Origin of the sequence: Paradesertivirga mongoliensis (assembly GCF_024436395.1) — a bacterium.
In the GTDB taxonomy this organism is placed as follows: Bacteria; Bacteroidota; Bacteroidia; order Sphingobacteriales; family Sphingobacteriaceae; genus Paradesertivirga; species Paradesertivirga mongoliensis.
In genome coordinates this window covers 592,735-613,436 of the sequence record NZ_JAFMZO010000001.1, presented here as the reverse complement: position 1 = coordinate 613,436, position 20,702 = coordinate 592,735, and the positions used below count along the sequence as shown (strand labels likewise).

9 protein-coding genes are annotated in these 20,702 nt (G+C 43.6%); 4 read left to right on the top strand and 5 right to left on the bottom strand.

The annotated features are described in order from the left end of the window. Nucleotides 1–28: 28 nt before the first annotated feature. The gene (locus J3P43_RS02340) at nucleotides 29–5,365 is read right to left on the bottom strand and encodes a LamG-like jellyroll fold domain-containing protein (protein ID WP_255898588.1); all 5,337 of its coding nucleotides are present in this window, start codon (nucleotides 5,363–5,365) and stop codon (nucleotides 29–31) included. A 365-nt stretch (nucleotides 5,366–5,730) separates the two neighbouring features. Between J3P43_RS02340 and J3P43_RS02335 the strand changes: the two genes are divergently transcribed. Continuing rightward, a complete protein-coding gene (locus tag J3P43_RS02335; RefSeq protein ID WP_255898586.1) occupies nucleotides 5,731–6,558 on the top strand; it encodes a sigma-70 family RNA polymerase sigma factor in 828 nt (275 codons plus the stop codon). A gap of 58 nt (nucleotides 6,559–6,616) precedes the next feature. Beyond that, on the top strand, nucleotides 6,617–7,093 hold the full coding sequence (locus J3P43_RS02330; RefSeq protein WP_255898584.1) for a carboxymuconolactone decarboxylase family protein: 477 nt from the start codon (nucleotides 6,617–6,619) through the stop codon (nucleotides 7,091–7,093). Nucleotides 7,094–7,150: 57 nt separating this feature from the next. On the opposite strand, the gene J3P43_RS02325 is transcribed toward J3P43_RS02330, so the two are convergent. The 4 genes from J3P43_RS02325 to J3P43_RS02310 form a co-directional block, all read right to left on the bottom strand. Next, a complete protein-coding gene (locus J3P43_RS02325; protein ID WP_255898582.1) occupies nucleotides 7,151–7,537 on the bottom strand; it encodes a response regulator in 387 nt (128 codons plus the stop codon). A 94-nt stretch (nucleotides 7,538–7,631) separates the two neighbouring features. Continuing rightward, the gene (locus J3P43_RS02320) at nucleotides 7,632–11,798 is read right to left on the bottom strand and encodes a response regulator (RefSeq protein WP_255898580.1); all 4,167 of its coding nucleotides are present in this window, start codon (nucleotides 11,796–11,798) and stop codon (nucleotides 7,632–7,634) included. Between the two features lie 350 nt (nucleotides 11,799–12,148). Next, on the bottom strand, nucleotides 12,149–17,335 hold the full coding sequence (locus tag J3P43_RS02315) for a LamG-like jellyroll fold domain-containing protein (RefSeq protein ID WP_255898578.1): 5,187 nt from the start codon (nucleotides 17,333–17,335) through the stop codon (nucleotides 12,149–12,151). 25 nt (nucleotides 17,336–17,360) lie between these two features. Then, complete coding sequence (locus J3P43_RS02310) at nucleotides 17,361–17,801, bottom strand: hypothetical protein (RefSeq protein ID WP_255898576.1); 441 nt, start codon at nucleotides 17,799–17,801, stop codon at nucleotides 17,361–17,363. 436 nt (nucleotides 17,802–18,237) lie between these two features. Between J3P43_RS02310 and J3P43_RS02305 the strand changes: the two genes are divergently transcribed. Continuing rightward, complete coding sequence (locus tag J3P43_RS02305; RefSeq protein WP_255898573.1) at nucleotides 18,238–19,320, top strand: hypothetical protein; 1,083 nt, start codon at nucleotides 18,238–18,240, stop codon at nucleotides 19,318–19,320. Nucleotides 19,321–19,508: 188 nt separating this feature from the next. Further along, nucleotides 19,509–20,693: a galactokinase gene (galK, locus tag J3P43_RS02300; RefSeq protein ID WP_255898571.1), complete on the top strand. Its 1,185-nt coding sequence runs from the start codon at nucleotides 19,509–19,511 to the stop codon at nucleotides 20,691–20,693. Nucleotides 20,694–20,702 lie beyond the last annotated feature (9 nt).

The following is a 20,702-nucleotide window of genomic DNA, read 5'->3' as shown; positions in this document are numbered from 1 at the left end:
AGCCCCGACTCATGCGGGGCTTTAATTTTTATCTCTGGATAATCACTTGTTTACTAATCCGGGTATTTCCACCGTCGAGTATCTGCAGTAAGTAATTCCCATTTACCAGGCCGGCTGGCAGGGTAATTTTTCCATCCACTAGAGGGCCGCCAGAAATTCTATTTCCTCCCAGGCCAAAAATATTGTACTGGTACGTCCCGGCTTCGAGACCTGAGATCTGAATATAGTCTGCGGCCGGATTAGGATATATAACAATCTTCGCTGTGGCGGATAAGGCAATGGGCTCAACCTGCTCGCCAGAATTCTGTGAGGCACTAGCCAATGTTGTGGCGCCCGCGCAAGAACCCAGTTTATCGCCATGATCCAAATGCGATTGAACCGCGCTGGCCGAGATGCAAATAGTATTACCATTATGACAAATTAACACCTTGTCATCTTTAGTTCCACATTCCACATTCTGGCTGTTTATGGTTATAGACGTAGTTACCTGACACCCTTTTGAATCTGTAACAGTTACACTGTAGGTGCCGGAAACTACCTCTACTGGCCCCGTGCTAGCACCTGTGCTCCAGGAATAAGTGTAAGGCGCCGAGCCACCCTGAGGTCTTGCTTCGATGGTTAACGATGCGGGTCCGTAACCGGCATAGATAATGTTCTTTTCTGTTGAAGCAGGGCTTATGGCATATACATCGGGAATAGTTACCTGAAGCGGTTGATTTACCGTAATAGTAGAGCTTGTATCGCTCACATTTCCATGAATATCGGTAACTGCCCATGAAATTTTTGATTCCCCGGAGTTAAAGACACCACTAGCGTCTGAGCCAGAACCGCTGCGGGTGGTAGCGCCACTGATGCGGTAACTAATCGTGGAAATACCACAATTGTCGAAAGCGCCTAAAGCAGGTATGGTATAGCTGTCGCCTGTAAAGCAGAAGAATTGATCTCTGGCTCCGGTGATAACTGGTTTTATCTTATCGATGACAGTTACGGTGGCAGTCGCAGAACTTTGATAACCCCTTTCATCTGTAGCCGTAAGCGTTACCGATACTGCAGAATCAACCTGCGAGCAATTGAAAGCAGTTTTATCTATGGCCAAGCTTAACGATCCATTATAGCTTATCGAACCATTGTCGATCATTTCTGGAGTTAAAGAGACTTTCCCCGTTTCATCAAGGAACAGTTCTACATTTTTAGCCATTACCATTGGAGGAGCCAGTACAACGAGTTGCTGGATTACCGGAGGGGCCGAACGATAAAGGGAATCTCCGCTTTGCGATGCAATTATTGTTGCTGTGCCTCGTCCCACAAGCTGGATTTTGCCTTCGTTGGTTATTCTGGCAACGCTTGTGTCGGAGCTTGTGTATGATACTGGTAAAGATGAAGAAGCGGTAGCCGAAGGGGCAAAGTCAGGCTCACCAAGCATCTTTTCGGGGATGGGTTGGAATGCAATAGTTTGCTCGTCTTTCGTCACCTCTAAAATTTCAGCATCGCTTAAAGCACGGTTAAAGATTTTAAATTCATCGATTGATCCTTTTAACATGGGATCGTTGTATTGAGATTTTCCCAAATAGTTTTGGTGAGTAAGACCCAGTGTTGATGGCTTGATGAACACGTTATTAGAAGCAACCAACGCTCCGTTGATGTACAGTTTTGCAGTATCCGCAGAATGGCTGACAGCGAAGTGCGTCCAGGTATTTAAAGGAAAGCTAAACGGATAACTTACGCTTTGTTCCTCTGTGCCATTCTTAATACCATAACGGACCGTAGATTTCCCGCCGCTAACATTTGCCTGCGGGGTAAGGAACATGTATTTGGAGGTTCCTGCGCCAAAATCAAAGATCCGCATCCAGTTTGAAAGCGCATCCATTTTTACCCAGGTAGAGATGGTAAAATCGCTTAGGTCATTAAGTATCCCATGATTTAACGCTGTGTATGAGCTTGCCGTTCCGTCGAGTTTCAGAGCTGCAGCAGAACGCCCTTCGGCATGACCCGCTGTTGCAGCCAGTGCACCATGATAGCCTCCCCAGATGTCTTCAGCAAACTTGCCAGCGTCTTCATTGAAACTTACGTAAACGTATCGTCCCTCTGCCGGGGTGCCTTGTAAAATCCTTGTTTCCGGACTTCTGCCAGCGGCATTGTGCGCAACAATCTTATAGAAATAAGTTTTACCGTTAATCCTTCCGCTGTCTGTATAGCGGGTGGTGTTTACATTGGTGGCTACAGTATCAAAAATTCCGTTCTCAGTTTCAGCGCGTAAAATATCATACTTCGCGTCGTAAATAAAATCCCAGGTTAATATGATTTTGGCGTCGCCCGAAGCCACTCGCGCGTTCTTTACACTATCTGGTACAACCAGATCTTTGGTTCGCAGGTTTAATACCGACGAATTGATACTTTCGCCTGCAGAGTTGAGGCTGGTTACTACATAATAGTAATCTGTGGATGGAGTTAAGCTGGTATCCTGATAAGCCAGCTGAGTTGTTCTCGCAAAAATAGTTTCGAAGGGACCGCTGGCATTTACGGATCGCTTCAGGTTATAAGAGCGTGCATTGGCGCCGGCGTTCCAGTTCAATTTGCTGATTGACGACGAAAGGACTTCGCCGGTAAGGCTTGTTGGAGGCGTTGAGACGGCATCTCTAAGCACGTCGAGCGTCGCTGAATACACGAATTGGTCGCCAGCCACATTAAAGGCCTTCACCCGGTAGCTGGCTTTATCAAACACGCTGTCAACATAGCTCAAATTGCTTCCCTGCATGTAGTCGGCGATTTCATAAACAGGGAGGAAACTATTATCCCGGCCATCTACTTTTCTTTCAAGAATGTATTTCGAGCCCAGTTCTCCATTCAAATCTCTCCATGTAAGTGTTGTTTTAAGATAGTCATCATTGTTTATCCTGCTTGACAGCGGAGCGGCAACTAATTTCCAGTTATGTACATACGCTTTTTGAGGGTTGTAAGCAAAGTCCGATTTGTTGGCTGCATAGTACTTTCCGGCAGGAGTCAGCGTATCGGCCAACACCATCGCTCTTTTATTCTCTACCCAATCGTAAATGGCATATCGTTCCACAAAAGATGCTGTGTCAAGTACCTGTAAAATCCCCTTCATGTCGTTGTATTGTTTCTCAAACTGGGCGGCCTGGTCAGACGGCCAGCTTTCTGTGGTCCAGTTTGCGCCATTATTCCATTCTGTAATCCAGAGCGGACGCTTTACCCTGTCGTAAATACTTTTTAATTGTGAGTACCATTGAGCAGGCGTTAAACCTCCCCAGTAACAATGAATGGCTACATAATCAACACGGTAGTTTAACTGGTCGCATTTGGCCAGAAAGTTTGTGATCCAACTTGAATGGGGACTTGCGGGGGCTGGCGATCCGATCCGCAATCCAGACTTCATCATTTCAGGCCATTGATTGAATGCTTCATCAACGGTCATGTTCGCCTGGTCGGGCCTGTCGGGCTCATTAAATCCGAGAAGATGAGTGACATTTTTCTTGTTGTTTAGCTCATTCCAGGAAGGCCAGCCGGCGTTTTGCCGGATAATAGAATACTCATAATCTGTTGAAGAACTTCCGCCGATGTTCCAATCATAATACCATGTGGAGTTAATTTTTGCCGGTGACCAGCCTGCTTTTCCTTTTTTACTTATCCAATCCCACTTAAAAACGCGGATAAACGAAACGGTTGTATCAAGTCCTGCTGGCATAGTATTCACGATAAGGTCGGCATCATTTGCTATGAAAACGCGGCTGTAGCCAGATCCGTCTGCATTATTAGCAAGGGTAGCCATATAGCCTCTGCTCAATTTAAATGAGCGTATTTTGTTGTTAAAACCGCCAAGGTTATTATGGTATTTTTCGATCTCAAAAGCCTGGGTATCTCCTGCCAGATTAGGTTGGGTAAACACAGTTAATGCTCTTGCAGATGTTTGAATCCCATTCGGGATGACAGCAGTGCCGTTTTTATAAATGCTGATGCGAAGATTTTGATTATTAGCGGCTGGTACTCCGTTTATCGTTACCTTATCAAGCCAGTTTGCAATAACCGCTGATGGCTTAATATTATCGAAAAACAGCCAGGCATCATCAGAATTTAATTCGACCGACGAATTAATGAGGGGTGTTGTTTCGCCCGTAAGGTGCAAATCGGTTCTTCCGGATACTATAAAGTTTTTGTTGAACGATGGCAGCATATATACAACGTTTCCGCTTACCATCACATTTTGTTTGGCACCGCCAATAGCGCCCGCAGGAGCATAGGCGCCATCCTCATAGCTTACCGACGAGATTTCCATATCGACTGCCCCTGCGGGATAGTTCTTGCCAAAAATAAATCTCGGATTTACATTGATTTTATTTACTGATAAGCCGGCTATTGAGTATAAAGCCCAGTTCCCGGTAAATGTTAGATAGTATTGTCCCGCATCCTGTGAAGTGAAAATAAAGTTTTCCTTTTTAAAAGTTCTCGTACCGCTGGTGTTGAAAACATGAGATGCTATCCGGCCAGTGGTGGTATTGGTTTTTCCAATTCCAACAGTTATGGCCCGGCCTCCTGTAGCGTTGGTTACATAAGCATGAAGCATCGAGAAATCGTAGGTGGTGTTAGCCTCCAGTGTTACAGGATAGCTGAAACAGGCATCTTTGTAAGCGGAACCATCCCATCTGATAAACATCAGGCGGCCTACATAGGGGCTGCCGTTATAGGTATGTACATTTCCTCCGGAAGAAGCGTTGACATCCATGTATCTGATGCCGCTGCCTGAGTTCGCTGTGTTAAAAAGGTTAACCGTAGTATTTGTGTAAGCCCAGCCGTAGTCGCTTGGCCTTCCGCTATTGTTAGGTGCTGTACCCGCCCAATTTGGAATTAAAGTAGGTCCTTGAACAGTATTTAAAAGATTGTCAGACTCTACACCCCCATCAATATCTTTAATACTGGAAAGAGGTTCGGTTTGAACGAAAACACCGTTCTGATAAATGTGTACTAACTGGTTGCTGACCGCTATCCTGATGGTTTGACTTTCGCCCGCATTGGAAGAAGTCATCGCCCGGCTAGAGTTTAGGGCTGATGTCCACTTTAAAGCAGATGCATCCAGCGAAAGCCTGAATCCTTTAGCTTTAGAGTTCCGGGCTTCAATATCCAGGCCGCGACCACTGGCGGAATTCACCCTGGCTACGACCTCCAACGTATAATTATCGGCGATCGGACGCTGCCTTACAACAGTATCTGTCTGGCTGGGATTAGAAAATGTTCGTGATGAAAGAATGCTTTCGCTAAGTGTTTGCTTGGTGGGCAAATTGGGAGCTTGCCCAAACGCATTTAAGCCAAGTAAACACAGAAAAGTTAATACAACATGTAGAAGTGTTTTCATAATTCGTGGTTTATATAGGGTATTCAATAAAAAGCAAGCTCGCCTTTATCCCCGACAGAGTTCGGCCATTGTGTGGATACGTCTGACCCCGTTGTACAAACGGCTGTGGTTTCGCGGATGTGCCTGGTTAGCGAAACAAACATAGGAATGTTAGAAAATGTAAAGCAGGGTGGATTCAGTTGAAAAAAGGGGGCAAATTATTATTTTAAAAACCAAATTAACCAGAGCTTAGGGATCGTTCGGGGGTTGAAATGCTCACATTCGGATAGGCTGTTGCGAAAAAGAGCTCTGAAGTGTCACTTATCCGGTTTCTCGTTTGTCTGTTCCAATTGCGAAGAATATTATTCAAATTCGATTCACGATATATGGAAAGCTTAAGACCCTTACTCACATCATATGCATACAATATTCTGGGTTCAACGGATGATGCGAAAGATATTGTGCAGGATGCTTTTCTCAGGTTCATCTCTGTTGACCAGAGCAAAATAGATAATAAAAAGGCTTATCTCACCAGGATGGTGATCAACCTTTCCATCAACCAGAAAAAGCGGCAGCAAAAACTCCTGCCATTTTACCCTGGCGAATGGCTACCAGAGCCGGTATCGTCAGAAAGCGCCGACAGTTCACTGTTGAAGCAGGATATCTTATCGTACTCTTTGATGGTGTTGCTCGAAAAGGTAAGTCCCCGGCAGCGGGCGGTCTTTATATTGAAAGAAGCGTTTGATTACGAACATTCCGAGATCAGCGATATTATTGGCACCAGCGAAGAAAACTCGCGAAAACTGCTAAGTCGCGCTAAGAAGCAACTGCAGGGACAGGCTTTGCTTGGCAGTAAAAGTTATCCTTCAGAACACTTTAAGCGATACCTGGAAACAATACAAAGCGGCGACACCGGTAAGTTAGAACAGTTGTTAAATGACGATATAGCTGTAATTTCGGATGGCGGTGGTAAAGTGTCAGCTGGCATCCATCCTGTTAGGGGTAAGAAAGCAGCGCTGGCTATGTTGAATGGGATTTATAGAAAGTTTTATCGCGATCGGGAATGTAAGGCTGGAGAAGTAAACCATTTGCCCGCCTTGTTTTATTATGAAAATGATGTGCTTACTACCTGTCAGATCTATTGGTTTGAAAATGATCTGCTTAAGGGTGTATTTATTGTCCGAAATCCTGATAAGCTGAAAATGCTTAAATAGCTTTAGGATGTCACGCCTAATGGGGTGTGTTTGTCATTAGACAAATAAATATAAAATTATGGAAAGAATATCTCATCAAGAACAGCCTGCAGGTTTATACCAGGCAATGAAGCAGGTTCAGGATTACGTCGACAACAGCGGCCTCGACTTCTTTTTACTAGAATTAGTACGCACGCGGGTGTCGCAAATCAACGGATGTGCTTACTGCCTCGATATGCATTTTAAAGAAGCGATAGCCGCAGGAGAAGATCCCATTCGCCTTATTTCAATTTCGGCCTGGCGCGAGGCTCCATATTACTCTGCAAAAGAGCAAGCTGCACTTCAATTTGCCGAAAGGCTTACCAGGATGCCAGAAGAAGAGCATAGTGATGACATTCACGACGAGTTGCTGAAGTATTTCAGTAAGCATGAAATAGCCTATCTTACTCTGGCGGTTGTCCAGATTAATTCGTGGAACCGCCTGACGAAATCTTTTGGACCGGTACCGGGATTATACAAGGCCGGACAAAATAAGAAGCAGCTGGTTGATTTATAATAGAAGATATGGCTTGAAAGAGGTTAAGCGCTTGTTCGGATGAGAACGAGCGCCGCCTCAATACCGGTGAAGCTGGATGACTGGCGCCAAAAGATATTTGCCTACTGTTTCTAACAAAACGTTCATGTCAAGAGGCTTCAAAATAATGTCGTTAGCGCCAAAAATCTGGATGGCATCGAAAATGCTGTCGTCGGCAGATAAAATAATAACCGGAATGTGCTTTGTATCAGGATTTGCTTTCAGGGTACGGCATATTTGCAGTCCGTTAAAGCTGCCCAAATTGATATCCAATAATATTAAATCGGGGTTAAATTCGCTTATATCTGAATCTAAGTCTTGCGGAGTTACAGACGTTTTTACATCGTAATCCTCATAACTCAGGATACCGCCAATAACCTCTAATATGGCAGTGTCATCATCGATCACAAGTACTCGTTTGGCCATAAAAAATATTGTTTGATGTAGCAACAGATTAGCATGGCATAAGTTTAGGGTTTTGAGAACGAAAATCGATTTTTTTTCAGCTGTTTCTGCGCCTCTATGCCGTATTTTTCGACATTTTAGAAATTTCTGCAAGCACCCGGGTCAACTCCTCAAGTTTTATCGGCTTCGATACATATTCGTCCATCCCTGCTGATATACATATTTCGCGATCTTCTACAAGAGCGTTTGCTGTCATCGCCACGATAAGAGGTTGTTTTTCAAAGTTCTCGCGGATGAACCTGGTTGCTTCAAGACCATCCATAACAGGCATCTGTACGTCCATGAGTACTACATCAAAAGCCTCAGCTTTAATCATATCCAGTACTTCTTGTCCGTTGTTTGCCAGCTTTGCCTGATAGCCAAGTTTGCTCAGCACTTTCAGGATTAATTTTTGGTTGATAAGATTATCTTCTGCTATCAAAATTTTAAGCGGATGCTTCTCGGCAAAGTCTTCCGACAGAAGAACCGCAGCTTTTTCTTTCTGGTTTTCAAGAGGTGGTACCTGATAAGTCAACTGAGCCTGTACAGCTCTGAACAATTGCTGCTGCTTTACAGGCTTAGTCAAAATAGCTGAAAACAGATGTGAATATCTCTTTTGGGTTTCGTCGCCGATTGAGCTGAGAAGTATGACTGGCAGTGCAGCGTTTATTGTTTTTACACGTTCGGTAAAGGTAATGCCATCCATTTCGGGCATTTGCATGTCTGAAATGATCAGGTCAAAGGTGTGTTCCCCGAGGACCTGCAGGGCTTCTTCACCAGATGAACTTAAGGTCGTTGTAAGCTTCCAGTGGTCTAATTGGGTTTTTAAGATTTTTAAATTGGTCCGGTTATCATCCACAATAAGTACTCTCTTCCCCTCGCAGCCAGTCAAGCCGGCGTATACAACGTTCTTGTCAGCCTGATTGCTTACCTTACATAAGATGTTAAACTTAAAACTGGTGCCTTTACCCTCACTACTGCTTACATCGATTTCGCCGCCCATTATTTTGGCGAGCCGTTCGCATATTACCAAACCCAGACCTGTTCCGCCATATTTACGGGTAGTAGAAGAGTCTACCTGAGAGAATGCTTTAAACAGCCTGCTTAATTTGTCTTGCGGAATACCAATGCCGGTATCTCTCACTTCAAAGGTAAGTTCCAGATCTTCGCCATCCTGTTTTGTTAATGACACACCAATATAAACCTCTCCTTTATGGGTAAATTTGATTGAATTGCCCACCAGATTAATGAGTATTTGGCGTAAACGGAGACTATCGGCGAAGATTTGCACAGGAATCTTATGATCAATCAAGTAAACCAGATCGAGTCCGGTTTGGATGGTTTTTATTGCAAACAAATCCATTACTTCTTCAATGCATTTTCGAAGGCTGAAATGGTGCGGATCTAATTCCAAATTCCCTGATTCGATTTTAGAGAAGTCAAGAATATCGTTAATTACATTTAAGAGTGCTTCACCGCTGTTTTTTATGGTTTCAGCATAGTCTCGTTGCTCTTTGTCCAGATCCGTTTCACACAACAGCGAAGCCATACCTAAAACGCCGTTCATCGGAGTGCGGATCTCGTGACTCATAGTTGCTAAAAAGGTGCTTTTCGCCTGATTGGCCTTTTCCGCGTCTTGTCTTGCCTGCTGCTCCATCTCAGACTGAAGTTGCAGTTCTTCTGATTGTGCCTGGAGTTCTTCGGCCTGAGCCTGCAGTTTTTCAGCCTGTTGCTGCAACTCATCCGACTGCAATTTCAGCTCCATGTTTACATCCTGGAGAACTTCTGATTGTTTTCTTAGCTCGATCGTGCGCTCTTCAACCTGTTGTTCCAGCTCCTTTTTTTGTCTTTGTATCGCTTTAAGGCGATAACGGTAGAATGAATAAGCCGCCCCGATCACAATAAGTAATATTGAAGTTCGGAACCACCATGTTTTCCAGAAAGGTGGATGAATCACAATTTCGATTGATTCCCATTTTTCATTCCATACGCCGTCGTTATTCGATGCTTTTACCTTAAAAATGTATCTTCCGGGATCCAGGTTGGTATAGGTGGCTTCTCGTTGTGAACCCGCATAGCGCCATTTGGTATCAAAGCCTTCTAAAATATAGGCATACTGATTGTTCTGAGATGTTATAAAGTTTAATGCCGAGAATTCAATCGTGAATACCGATTGCTTATGGGAGAGATGGATTTCCCTTGCTTCTGTTATTGATTTTTGAAGTGGTGAGTCTTCGCCGAACGAGGTAACCGGACTGTTAAAGATTTTGAAATTCGTAAACACCAGGGGTGGCGGAACTTTGTTTTCGTCTATTTCCTCAGGATCGAAAATGCTGAAGCCCTGCGTTCCCCCGAATACAAGATTCCCGTTCCGAAGCTTTAGAAAGGCATTTTGCTTATATTCATTGCCCTGTAATCCGTCGGCAGCTGTAAAGGTTTTTATTGCCTTGGTCTCGGGATTATAACGGCATAATCCATACCCGGTACTGAGCCATAAGTTGCCTCTTTTGTCTTCCAGTATTCCATAAATAATATCGCTCGGCAGCCCGTCTTCTTCATAAATTCCGCTAAACTTTTTGGTTTGCCTGTCGAAGAGGTTTAGTCCGTTTCCTGTACCAATCCAGAACCGGTTTTTACTGTCAACGAAGATCACATATATCTTATCGTTACTAAGAGAGTTTACGTCTTTATCATTATGATGAAAGGCGGTGTACTTTTTGGTTTTAACATCTAGCAGATTTAAACCAGCCCAGGTGCCGAGCCACATTTTTCCATTACCCTCATCATACATGCTGGTAATATAATTTGTAAGATCTGTTCGCGGAGATGCATAATTTTCAAAGTCCTTTGTTGAGGAGTTAAACCGCATCAAGCCTTTGAGCGTTTGTACCCAAAGGTTATCCCGTCTGTCGTAAAACAAGTACATAACATTTTGGCTCAATAATGGGCGAGTATCTGCGGCGTTTTTATTTTTATAGCGTACAAATTGACCGGTAGATGGATTGTAGTTATCTAACCCACCTTCCCAGTACCCCATCCACAAACTGCCGTTTCTGTCTTTTACAATTGAAGTCACTACATCCGTACTCAAAGTGTTAGGATCGCCTTTTTTGGCACGGAAGTGCTGAAATGACTTGGTTTGCGGGTTAAACTTATTCAAACCTCCACCATCGGTACCAATCCAAATATTCCCTTGGCTGTCTTCACACAATGAAGCAATAAGGTTACTGCTTAGCGTATTGGCGTAAGTGGCATTACCGCGATATGTTTCAAAGTTTTTCTCAGTCACTAAGTCAACCCCTCCGCTATAAGTGCTGATCCAAATATTGTTGTTATTATCAGAATAAATATGGTTCACCGAATTTGAACTCAGGCTTTCCGGCTCAGCGGTGTTGTTTATATAATGGTGAATATTATTTCTGTTCTTCTCCAATACGTACAGCCCGTCGTTTACCGTCCCTACCCAAAGCCGGTGTTTTTCGTCCTCGGTTATAGAAACAATAATATTTTTAAAAAGGTGATTTTTTGAATACGGCTTGAAATCTCTATTCTTGTGGTCGTATACATGTAGTCCATTTTCGCCGCCAAGCCAGAGGTTGTTCTCAAAGTCTACAAAGGCATGGCTATAGTTCAATGGCTTGATCTGTTTCTGTTCGATAAATCGTTTGGTTTTTACATCCAACAGAAAAATAGTGTAATGGCAAATAACCCAAATGTTTCCTGTCTTGTCAACCACTAATTCTTGGATATCTTCCTTGCTGGGAACAGTTCCTATTCTTTCGAAAAGTCTCTGTTTTCTATTGTATCGGTATACGTCAGACTCGCTGCTACAGAACATTCCCTTCTTATGATCCTCCAAGAAATTGTCGACTCTAACCCTCGGAACCTCGTCGTGAATGAAGAAATTGTTTTGCTCTCTTCTGTATCTGTTAACGCCTCTTGCTGTTCCTATCCAAATGTTCTGTTCAGAATCCTGGAATATTTCCTTTACGTCATCTTCAACGAGGCTTGTAGGGTCATTTGCGATATGTTTGTACACCTCACAAGTGTAACCGTTAAATCTGTTAAGCCCATTCGTCGTGGCGATCCATATAAAGCCCTTGTTATCCTGAAAAACGGAGTTGGCATTGCTGGTAGATAGACCTTTAGTTACATTTAAGTGGTTGAAGCGGAAATTAAAGTTTTGGCAATAAGCTGAGATAATCGAAAACTGTAAAAAGAGAAAGATAAAATTTCTTATCATAAGCCGCACTTAGGTCTGAGGCTCTGCCGGGTTTGATCAGGACCTCTCGTCAGTTATACCTGTGCGGGGATTTTAGGTTACATTTCGTGGAAAAAGTTACAAACACATTTGGGTCAAAAAATATCCGAAAGCAGGTATTTTCAGGCATTAAAAAAATAACGCCGCTTTAAAATTTATGGGGAAGCGAGCGACAAGTACCACTTTTCGAATTTTGGGTTAGCTAAGAGGTGTTGTACAGTTCGAATTTCGGGGTTCGATAGAAATCTCATGATGCGATACCGTCGGCGACTGATATCTTAAAATAAAAACCCCCGCACTTACTACAGTGCAGGGGTTTTTTGAATTGTGAGTTATTGGCTTACAATAACTTTAAAATTGAGGGCGTTTCCGCTGCCTGAGAGTCTGAAGAAATAAACTCCGGCCGGAACAGATTTTCCATCGAACCGGAAGCTGTAGTTTCTGAAAGCTTCAGCGTTCCCCGAATAGATATTGCTAATTCTTACACCTTTTAAGTCATACAGATCTAAAGATACTTTCACCGCATCAGAGATCAGTGTAAACGAAACAGTAGTTTCACTTACAAAAGGGTTTGGATAAACAGTTAGCGAATTTTTGCTAGATACGTTCAGGGAATTTGAAAGTGTTAATGTTTCATTTTCCGGTGAAGATGCCAGTGTAGTTGAGCTTGTTGTACCGCAGGTACCAAGCGTGCTGCCTTTTTTCAGGTGAGCGTCTACAGCATTCGGGCTTATACAGATTTGAACCCAGGGGTTAGAGCCGCTTCCGGTTTTCTGACAAACTAATACCTTCTCGTTTTTGCTGCCGCAGCGTACATCCAGAACCGTTATTGTTACCGTAGATGATGCAGTGCAGCCAAACTCGTTGGTTGCAATTACGTTGAAAGTGTAAGTGCCAGCAGCTGTTGGCGTAAATACCGGGTTGGCCACGTTTGCGCTGCTTAAGCCTGCAGATGGATGCCAGGCATAGGTAGTGGCGTTGCTGGCCGACGTTGAATTTGAAGCAGTAAGCGTTAAGCTTTGAGCACCGTAACCTAAAGCAATGGTTTTACTGTCTAATCCGGTGAACGTATTATTACTTCTGCTTACCGCGATAGATGCAACCGGTGTAACACCTATTACGTTTACAACCGCGGTGGTTGTAGATACATTATAATTTTTATCGGTTACAGTAAGCACTACAGTGTTTTGGCCCAGGTTTGAACAATCGAATGATGATTTGTCGATAGCGAGTGATTGAATTCCGCAAGCGTCGTTAGAACCATTGTCGATTAAAGCTGCTGTAATAGAAGCTGCACCGTTTACAAGCGTTACCTGGATGTTTTTTGCTAAAGCAAGTGGGGCAATATTATCTTCCACGGTAACTGTAGCATTTGCAGTAGAAACATTTCCATTTATATCAGTAACTGTTAAGACTACTGTGTTCGGGCCAACATTAGAACAGTCGAATGATCTCTTGTCGAGGCTGTAAGAAGCAATCGAACAATTGTCAGAAGATCCGTTGTCAATTTGAGGCTCTGTGATAGATCCTTGACCGTTAGCATTCAATTGAACAACTACATTCCGGGTAATTATGGCTGGAGCGATGTTGTCCTGAACAGTTACGATAGCATTTGCAGTAGAAACGTTACCATTCACATCGGTAACTGTTAAGACTACCGTGTTTTCCCCTACATTCGAGCAATCGAAATCAGTCTTAGATAATGTGATAGATTTGATTCCGCAAGCGTCAGCAGAGCCGTTGTTCACTAAAGCAGCAGTTGTTGAAGCATTTCCGAAAGCATTTAATTGAACAGTGACGTTTTGAGCTAGAGCAGCCGGAGCGATGTTATCCAGAACAGTTACGATAGCATTAACAGTAGAAACATTGCCGTTTACATCAGTAACAGTCAGTACTGTGGTGTTTTCACCCACATTGGAGCAGTCGAAAGCGGTTTTAGACAAAGTAATCGATTCGATGCCACAAGCATCGGCAGAACCATTGTTCACCGCCTCGGCAGTTGTCGAAGCGTTACCACTTGCATCAAGGTGAATGGTTACATTTTGAGCCATGGCCGCCGGCGCTACTTTATCTTCAACAGTTATGGTGGCATTCGCCGTAGAAACGTTGCCGTTCACATCGGTAACTGTTAAGACTACCGTGTTTTCACCTACATTCGAGCAATCGAAAGCAGTTTTAGAAAGTGTAACAGATGCGATACCGCAAGCATCTGTTGAGCCGTTATTTACTGCTTCGGCAGTTGTGAAAGCATGACCAGAGGCGTCAAGCTGAACGATGATATTCTGAGCCAAAGCTTTTGGTTTAACAGAATCTATGACTGTTACTATCGCAGTAGCGTTAGCAACATTTCCACTGCCATCCGAACCAATAAGGGTTACAGTATTATTTCCTACCTGGTTGCATGTAAAAGACACAGACTCTCCGTTGGCAGAAACTCCAGGGATAGAATAACTAGCCTGAACAACTAGCCTCTTAACGGTGCCATAACAAGGGTCGCCGAAGTTTCCATTGTTTGCAACGATGCTTCCTGAATTTTTTCCCAGAAAAGCGGCCTCTACTCTAGATTGGCTAAGAGATGAATTACACCATCCCTGAACGAAGTTTCCGCAGCTGCCTGTAGCATTTCCATAGCTGGCGAAATCAATCGAAGTAAATACCGCCCCTTGAGGTGCAGTAAGTGAAAGAGTTCCATTTTCATTTGCTATTGCGCAGATTTTACCTGCATTGCTGAAAGATAAAGCAACAGGGCCGCATCCATCAAATGAGTTATTATTAACATCCGAAGTAGTTAATGTTCCTGCTCCGTTTGCTCCAAGATAAAGGGTGTAATTTTTGGCTGCTACAGTTGGGGCGGTTACATCACGTTTCACGAGGGTGAATGAAGATGTAGTATCATTTCCTGAAAGATCCTTCACGCTGAATGAAACCGATATCGATTCCGCTCCGGTTAATTCGGTTCCTGGTGACGGAGTTTGTGTAACGATCAGTGAAGTTATAGGAGTACAATTGTCGCCGATTGAAAGCTGACTCCGGTAATCCGGCATAATAAATGAACAGTTGTTGTCTAAGTCAATAATCGCATCCTGAAGCTTCGACACCGTGGGTGCGACTAGATCTTCAACCACCACTTGCAACGCTTCTGCACTTGCAGTACAGCCATTCTGAGTAATGATCACATTGTAGCTTCCACTAGCATTCGCATTGTAAGAAACCGCATTGGCGCCTTCAATTGGTAAGCCGTTTTTGGTCCACTGGTAAGTGAATCCACTTCCCGGGTCTGCAGTAAAAGTTACTGAACCAGAAGGGCAAAAAGCAAGAGGTCCGTTGGCAGTGAAAGAAGCTGTCGGAGGAACGAAAGCTGGCGCCGTTCCTGTAACTGGTCCTTCGGTCCAGTTGGAGCTTGAGCCGGTTAAAGCGAAATTAGCAAGCGTACCGTTTTTGTTGTTGCCACTTGCATCTGATAGCGTAGTTTCGGCGCTGTTATTGGCACTTACGAAACCCTGGTTAGCGTGATACAAAGCGATTAAGCCACTTTGAGAGGCTGGATTCAATTCAGCGTTCATATTACTCTGAATTTCACCCTGACACAACGCACGATTCCAAAAACGTACTTCATCCATTTTTATACTGGAGTTTCCGCTGCCGCCTGCATGATGTCCTAAAAATATAGTACCACCAGCATAAGCAGGTGCATTTAATGTACTTGCTTTTAGAATACCATTAACGTACAATTTAAGGGTTTTGGCCGGTTGATCATACGCTACAGCAACGTGTGTCCACGTGTTTAGCGCGAAAGGATTAGTGTCGGTGATCACTTGATAATTACCAGCTTGTCCCACGCTCAAAGTTCCATTGGGAATCCAAATCGGATCCGCGTTAGTTGAGAAAATATTGTTTGCGCTATTTGCATCAGTGCTCAAAATCCACGCCTCTTTGGTGAAGGAAGCGTTAGAAGGAAGCAGGGAACCAAGGTTTACATAATCATTACTTCCACCGAAACTTAAAGCACGCGCAGGTGTGCTTAGAACAACGACATTGGTTGATGCGGTATTGGTACATCCATTTTGATTTATTGTAACTGTATAAGTACCGGCATTTGCGCTGCTTGCATTGGATATAGAAGGGTTTTGCAAAGCAGAAGTAAATCCATTAGGTCCTGTCCATGCAAAAGTCCCGGTTCCTGTAGCAGCAAGGTTAATGGCAGAACCTGCCGTAACCGGACCGTTGTTAGAGGCAGTGATTGAAGGCGCTGCAAACACTGGGGCAGAACCGCTTATTGCCCCAGCGATCCAATTTGAAGTGGTGCCGGTTAATGCAAAGTTGATAAGAGCACCATTTCGGTTATTTCCGCTAAAATCAGTTAATGAAGTGATTCCGGCGTTATTGCCCTGTGCTGCTCCGTGGTTAAATTTATAGTATTCCTGTAGTCCGGTTTGTGTGCCGGAAAGCTCGCCGTTGAGGTTATTTAGTATTTCGCCGGCACATAATGCACGGCTCCAGATGCGGACTTCATCAATACCGCCCTTCATAAACCTGCTGGTCCAGCGGCTGTCTTTTCCTAAATGAATTACTGAATTAGCATTGTTTTTGATACCGGATGTAATACCATTAGGAGTGGTGGCAACCAGGTTGCCGTCCATATAAAGGTTAATAGAATATGCATTAGCTACACCGGTCCATTTATGCCAGCCTGCCGGCACATTGGCTCCCGCTGTTTTCCAGCTGCCATTATCATTTACATAGAAGTTCATGGTGCCGTCACCGTTGTAATGCATCATCCAGACGTCTGAAGCCATATTATCAACGTTAGCCGTAGATTGTGATATTCCGGAACCCATTACACTCGATGCATCGATATTTGCAGTCCATTCAACAGTAAGTTCTTTACCGAATGCTGTAAAGGGATTGTTAACTGCTACGTAATCGTTTTGGCCGTCGAAATTAAGCGCGCCGCCGTTATCGCCCTCAATCAGAAATGAGGTGAATCCTGATCTGATGTTGTCTGATTGCTGGTAAGTAGAGGTATATAACGAGCCTCCTATATCGTTACGGTATTGTGAGCATGAGCCTGTAGTTGCGTTAAACCGGAACCAAAGTATACCATCGGCGGGGATAGATAATGTTTGGCCTGTAAAGTCAAATTTATAATAGCTGCCGGTTTGAGTAGTTCCTGCAGGAGTAAAATTTGTTAATCCGGTTGCGGTAACTGCGTTAACTAAAAATGCTCCGTTATCGCCAGAAGTAAATGCTCCGTTAACGATAGTAGTATTATCGTTCGTTCCTCTACGGTAGTAGAGAACCGCATTTCTAATGGTGTTTCCCCGGTAACTTGCCGGAAAAATAATATTCCATTCATGTTTACTCCAGGTGGTTCCAATACAAGAAGTGTGTTGAGAGTTTCCTCCTGTGAGATTATTGATTATGATAGTTGATTGTGCCAGTGCCTTTTGCACAAATCCGGTTCCGGTTAGCATCAATAGCATCACCGTCAGGAACCTGAAAATATTTTTTGTCTTCATTTGTTTGAGGGGTTAATTCAGGTTCCTACAACTCGTTTTTAAGGTTAGTGTAGGTCAGTAGTTTGGTTTTTAAATAGTTGTTCCTGTCTTCTGTGCCCGCGAACTCGTGGGCGCCGTCTGCTGGCGGCAGAAACTGGATATAGACAACCAATTTGTCATAATCCACTTTAAATGATACTACATTATCAGAGTAGTTCCTAAAAAAGCTTTTAACTTCTTCTTCCGATCCGAGATCAGATGCTTTTATATCAGCGATGTAGTTGGAGGTGGGTTTGTCCGTGGATGAAACCACAATGTTGTAGCCTGCGCTGATAGTAGCTTTACCAGTGTCGGCTACCGAGGTGATTCCCCTTCGCAGAACCGTAGCCTGTGCAGCCGGAACAGCGATGAATAATTGGAGCGCCAACAAAAGGCAACAGCAAATGCCGCCTAAATGCAGGCGGCTGAATTGTAAAAGTTTAAACATTCGATAAGGGTTAGGTGAATTTATTTTTAAATAATTGAAACTTTCTGACTTATAATACGTTAGTCGGTGGCTAAGTTAAAATAATTATTCTAGTTGTTAAATCACTTGCTATAAAACACATATATATGTTATATGAAGAAATATCTCCTCCATATGGGGAAATAAGGGGAAGTGCTGTGGATATATATAATTAGGGTTAAAATGGCGCGGCCATTATGAAAAATAGTTTCATTATATGAAACTCATGGCCGCGAAATTGTGAGTAACTTTCCGGTTTTTTCTCAGAAAGGGCACATTTTGCAGCTCGCTTTTGTATGTAAACTCTTCGAGATACAGCTTATCTGACTTACGTGATCGGATATTAGCTGCAAAGCCAAAACAAATCGACTCGGTATTTGTAATACAAATCCCAATATCTATCTTCAAAATACACCATATGAGATACTTTCTTCTGCTACTGCCATTCGTTCATACTATCGCACTGGCTCAGGAAGAAAGTACTGTTTCTATTAGTTGTTATGTAAATCCTGAACTTTATATTCAGGCAAGTGTAGTGGCCCAGGTTACTGATAAAGCCGGAAAGGTGTCGTGCAACGGCAAATATGTAAGCTTCAGCAACAGAAGTAAGAACACTTTTTATTACAATGCGAATAAAAAATGGGTTGGCTTAAAACCGCAGGCGAAAGCGACTGTGCCAGGTTCTGTTGCCGGTGTAATTTCCTCAACATCTCCGTCAGTTTTTAAAATTAATGTGAAGTATAAGCGGGATATTTCGGGGAGCATGGCGGCAAGAATCACTAAAATCTCTGAAATGAATGCTCAGACCGACCAGGTGCAGGCAAGAGAACTGGCAGCTTTGAAAAAGCCTGTCCAAAGTGGAAAGCAACCTTCTGCTCCTGCTTCAGCAAAAGTGGATAATCCAGGTCCGCCGGAGTCGCCAAAACCCGCTCCGCCAAAAGAAACGCTTGCCAACAAACCTGCGCCGGAAGTTGAACAGCAGGATAAGCCCGAATCTGCACCCGAAAAGAAAACTGTGGTGGCCAAAACCAGATCCCAGCCAGGTTCGAAGCGGACCCGACCCCAGGCCACACCGGCCAGAAGATCCGGAGTTGGCGCTCAAAGTCAATCCCCAACTAATGCTATTGGGTTGAGAGTAGACGTTGGGAATGGCGTGAGTGGCCTGGGTCCTAACTATAAACATAGACTTAACCGAAATTTATCGCTCGATGCAGCTATTGTTTTCTTTGAAGACAACCTGGTAGGCCTGGGCGCTCAGGTAGAACAAGCCTATCCTTTAAAAGGCGCTCCGGGGTTGAACTGGTATATTGGTATTGGTCCCCAGCTTTTACTGGCTGAGGGGTCTACTTCGATTGCTCTGGTACCGGTAACAGGCCTTGAGTACGCCCTTCAGGGTTCGCCGTTAAATATCAGCGTCGATTGGCGCCCTAACTTTTATCTCTCTCCTGGCGCCAATGTTGATGCCGGCAGGTTCGGTTTATCGCTCAGACTTGCATTTTAGCATCTTTACTGTGTTTAGCCGGCATTATGCTACTACTTGCGTCTCAGCTTCAGTCGGCCTTTCACAATGTTTCATCTCCTTGAATAATTTTCTAAACTTTAGGGCAATAATTTCGTAAACGATTTCCATACGTCCAGAAACTGGTTCAGTATGAAATGCATACCGATTAAAACCTAAAAACTAAAATTATGGGGATACTTAAAACAGTAGCCAATCTATATCAGCAAAAATACAATGCAGAACCCTTATTAATTCGTTCCCCTGGTCGTATTAACCTTATCGGAGAGCATACAGATTATAATTTGGGATGTGTGTTGCCAGGAACTGTCAATAAAAATATCTATTTGGCGATAGGAATAAGGGCCGACAACGACATCAATATCGATGCGGCTGATTTTGAGGATCAGTATAAAGGTTCACTCGATAAACTTGAGCCCGCCTGGAAGCTTTGGCCGAATTATATTTTAGGGGTGATCAATGAATTTAAAAAAGCCGGAAAATATTTGTCGGGCGTCAATATCGTTTTCGGTGGCGATATTCCGCTTTCGGCCGGAATGTCTTCGTCGGCGGCGCTTACCTGCGCGGCGGCTTATGCATTGAATAAGCTCTTTAATGCAAACTTATCCAAGTTAGAGATCGCAAAATTATGTGTAGCGGCTGAACACAATTATCTCAATGTAAAATGTGGCTTAATGGATCAGTACGCTAATCAGTTCGGAAAAGAAGGACATTTGGTGAAATTGAACTGTAAAACAGAAGAACATGTATATGTGCCTTTTCAGGCGGAAAATATTCAGATAGTTCTTTTCGATTCGAGGATCAGGCATAATTTCGTAAAGATGTCTTCAGCTTTCGAAGAGTTAAGAAACTATTGCCAAATGGGTGTGAACCTGGTGAAACAGTCGGTTCCTTCGGTTGAAGGCCTGTCGGACGTGAGCGAACCCATGCTCCTGCAATATGTAAAGCCTGTTGATGAAGAGGCTTATGCGCGCTGTCTCTATGTGGTTCAGGAAATGGAGCGATTGGAAAAAATATGTACCGATCTCCAAAGCAACGATTTTAAGGCCGTAGGTCAGCGTATGTTCGAGAATCATTATGGCTTAAGAGATCTTTATAAAATAAGCTGCGATGAATGCGACTTCCTGGTGGACACTACCAGACAAATGGCCGGAGTTTTAGGCTCGCGAATGATGGGTGCAGGCTTTGGCGGTTGCACACTCAATTTGATTGAAAACGATGTGGCTGACGAGGTTATTAAAGAAGTCAAAATCAAGTATAAAGAGAAATTCGACAAAGATCTGAAGGTGTATGTAGTTCAAATCGGAAATGGAATTGAGGAAGTAGCTGTACCGGTATTAAACCAGGCAGTTTAATTGTTTTTC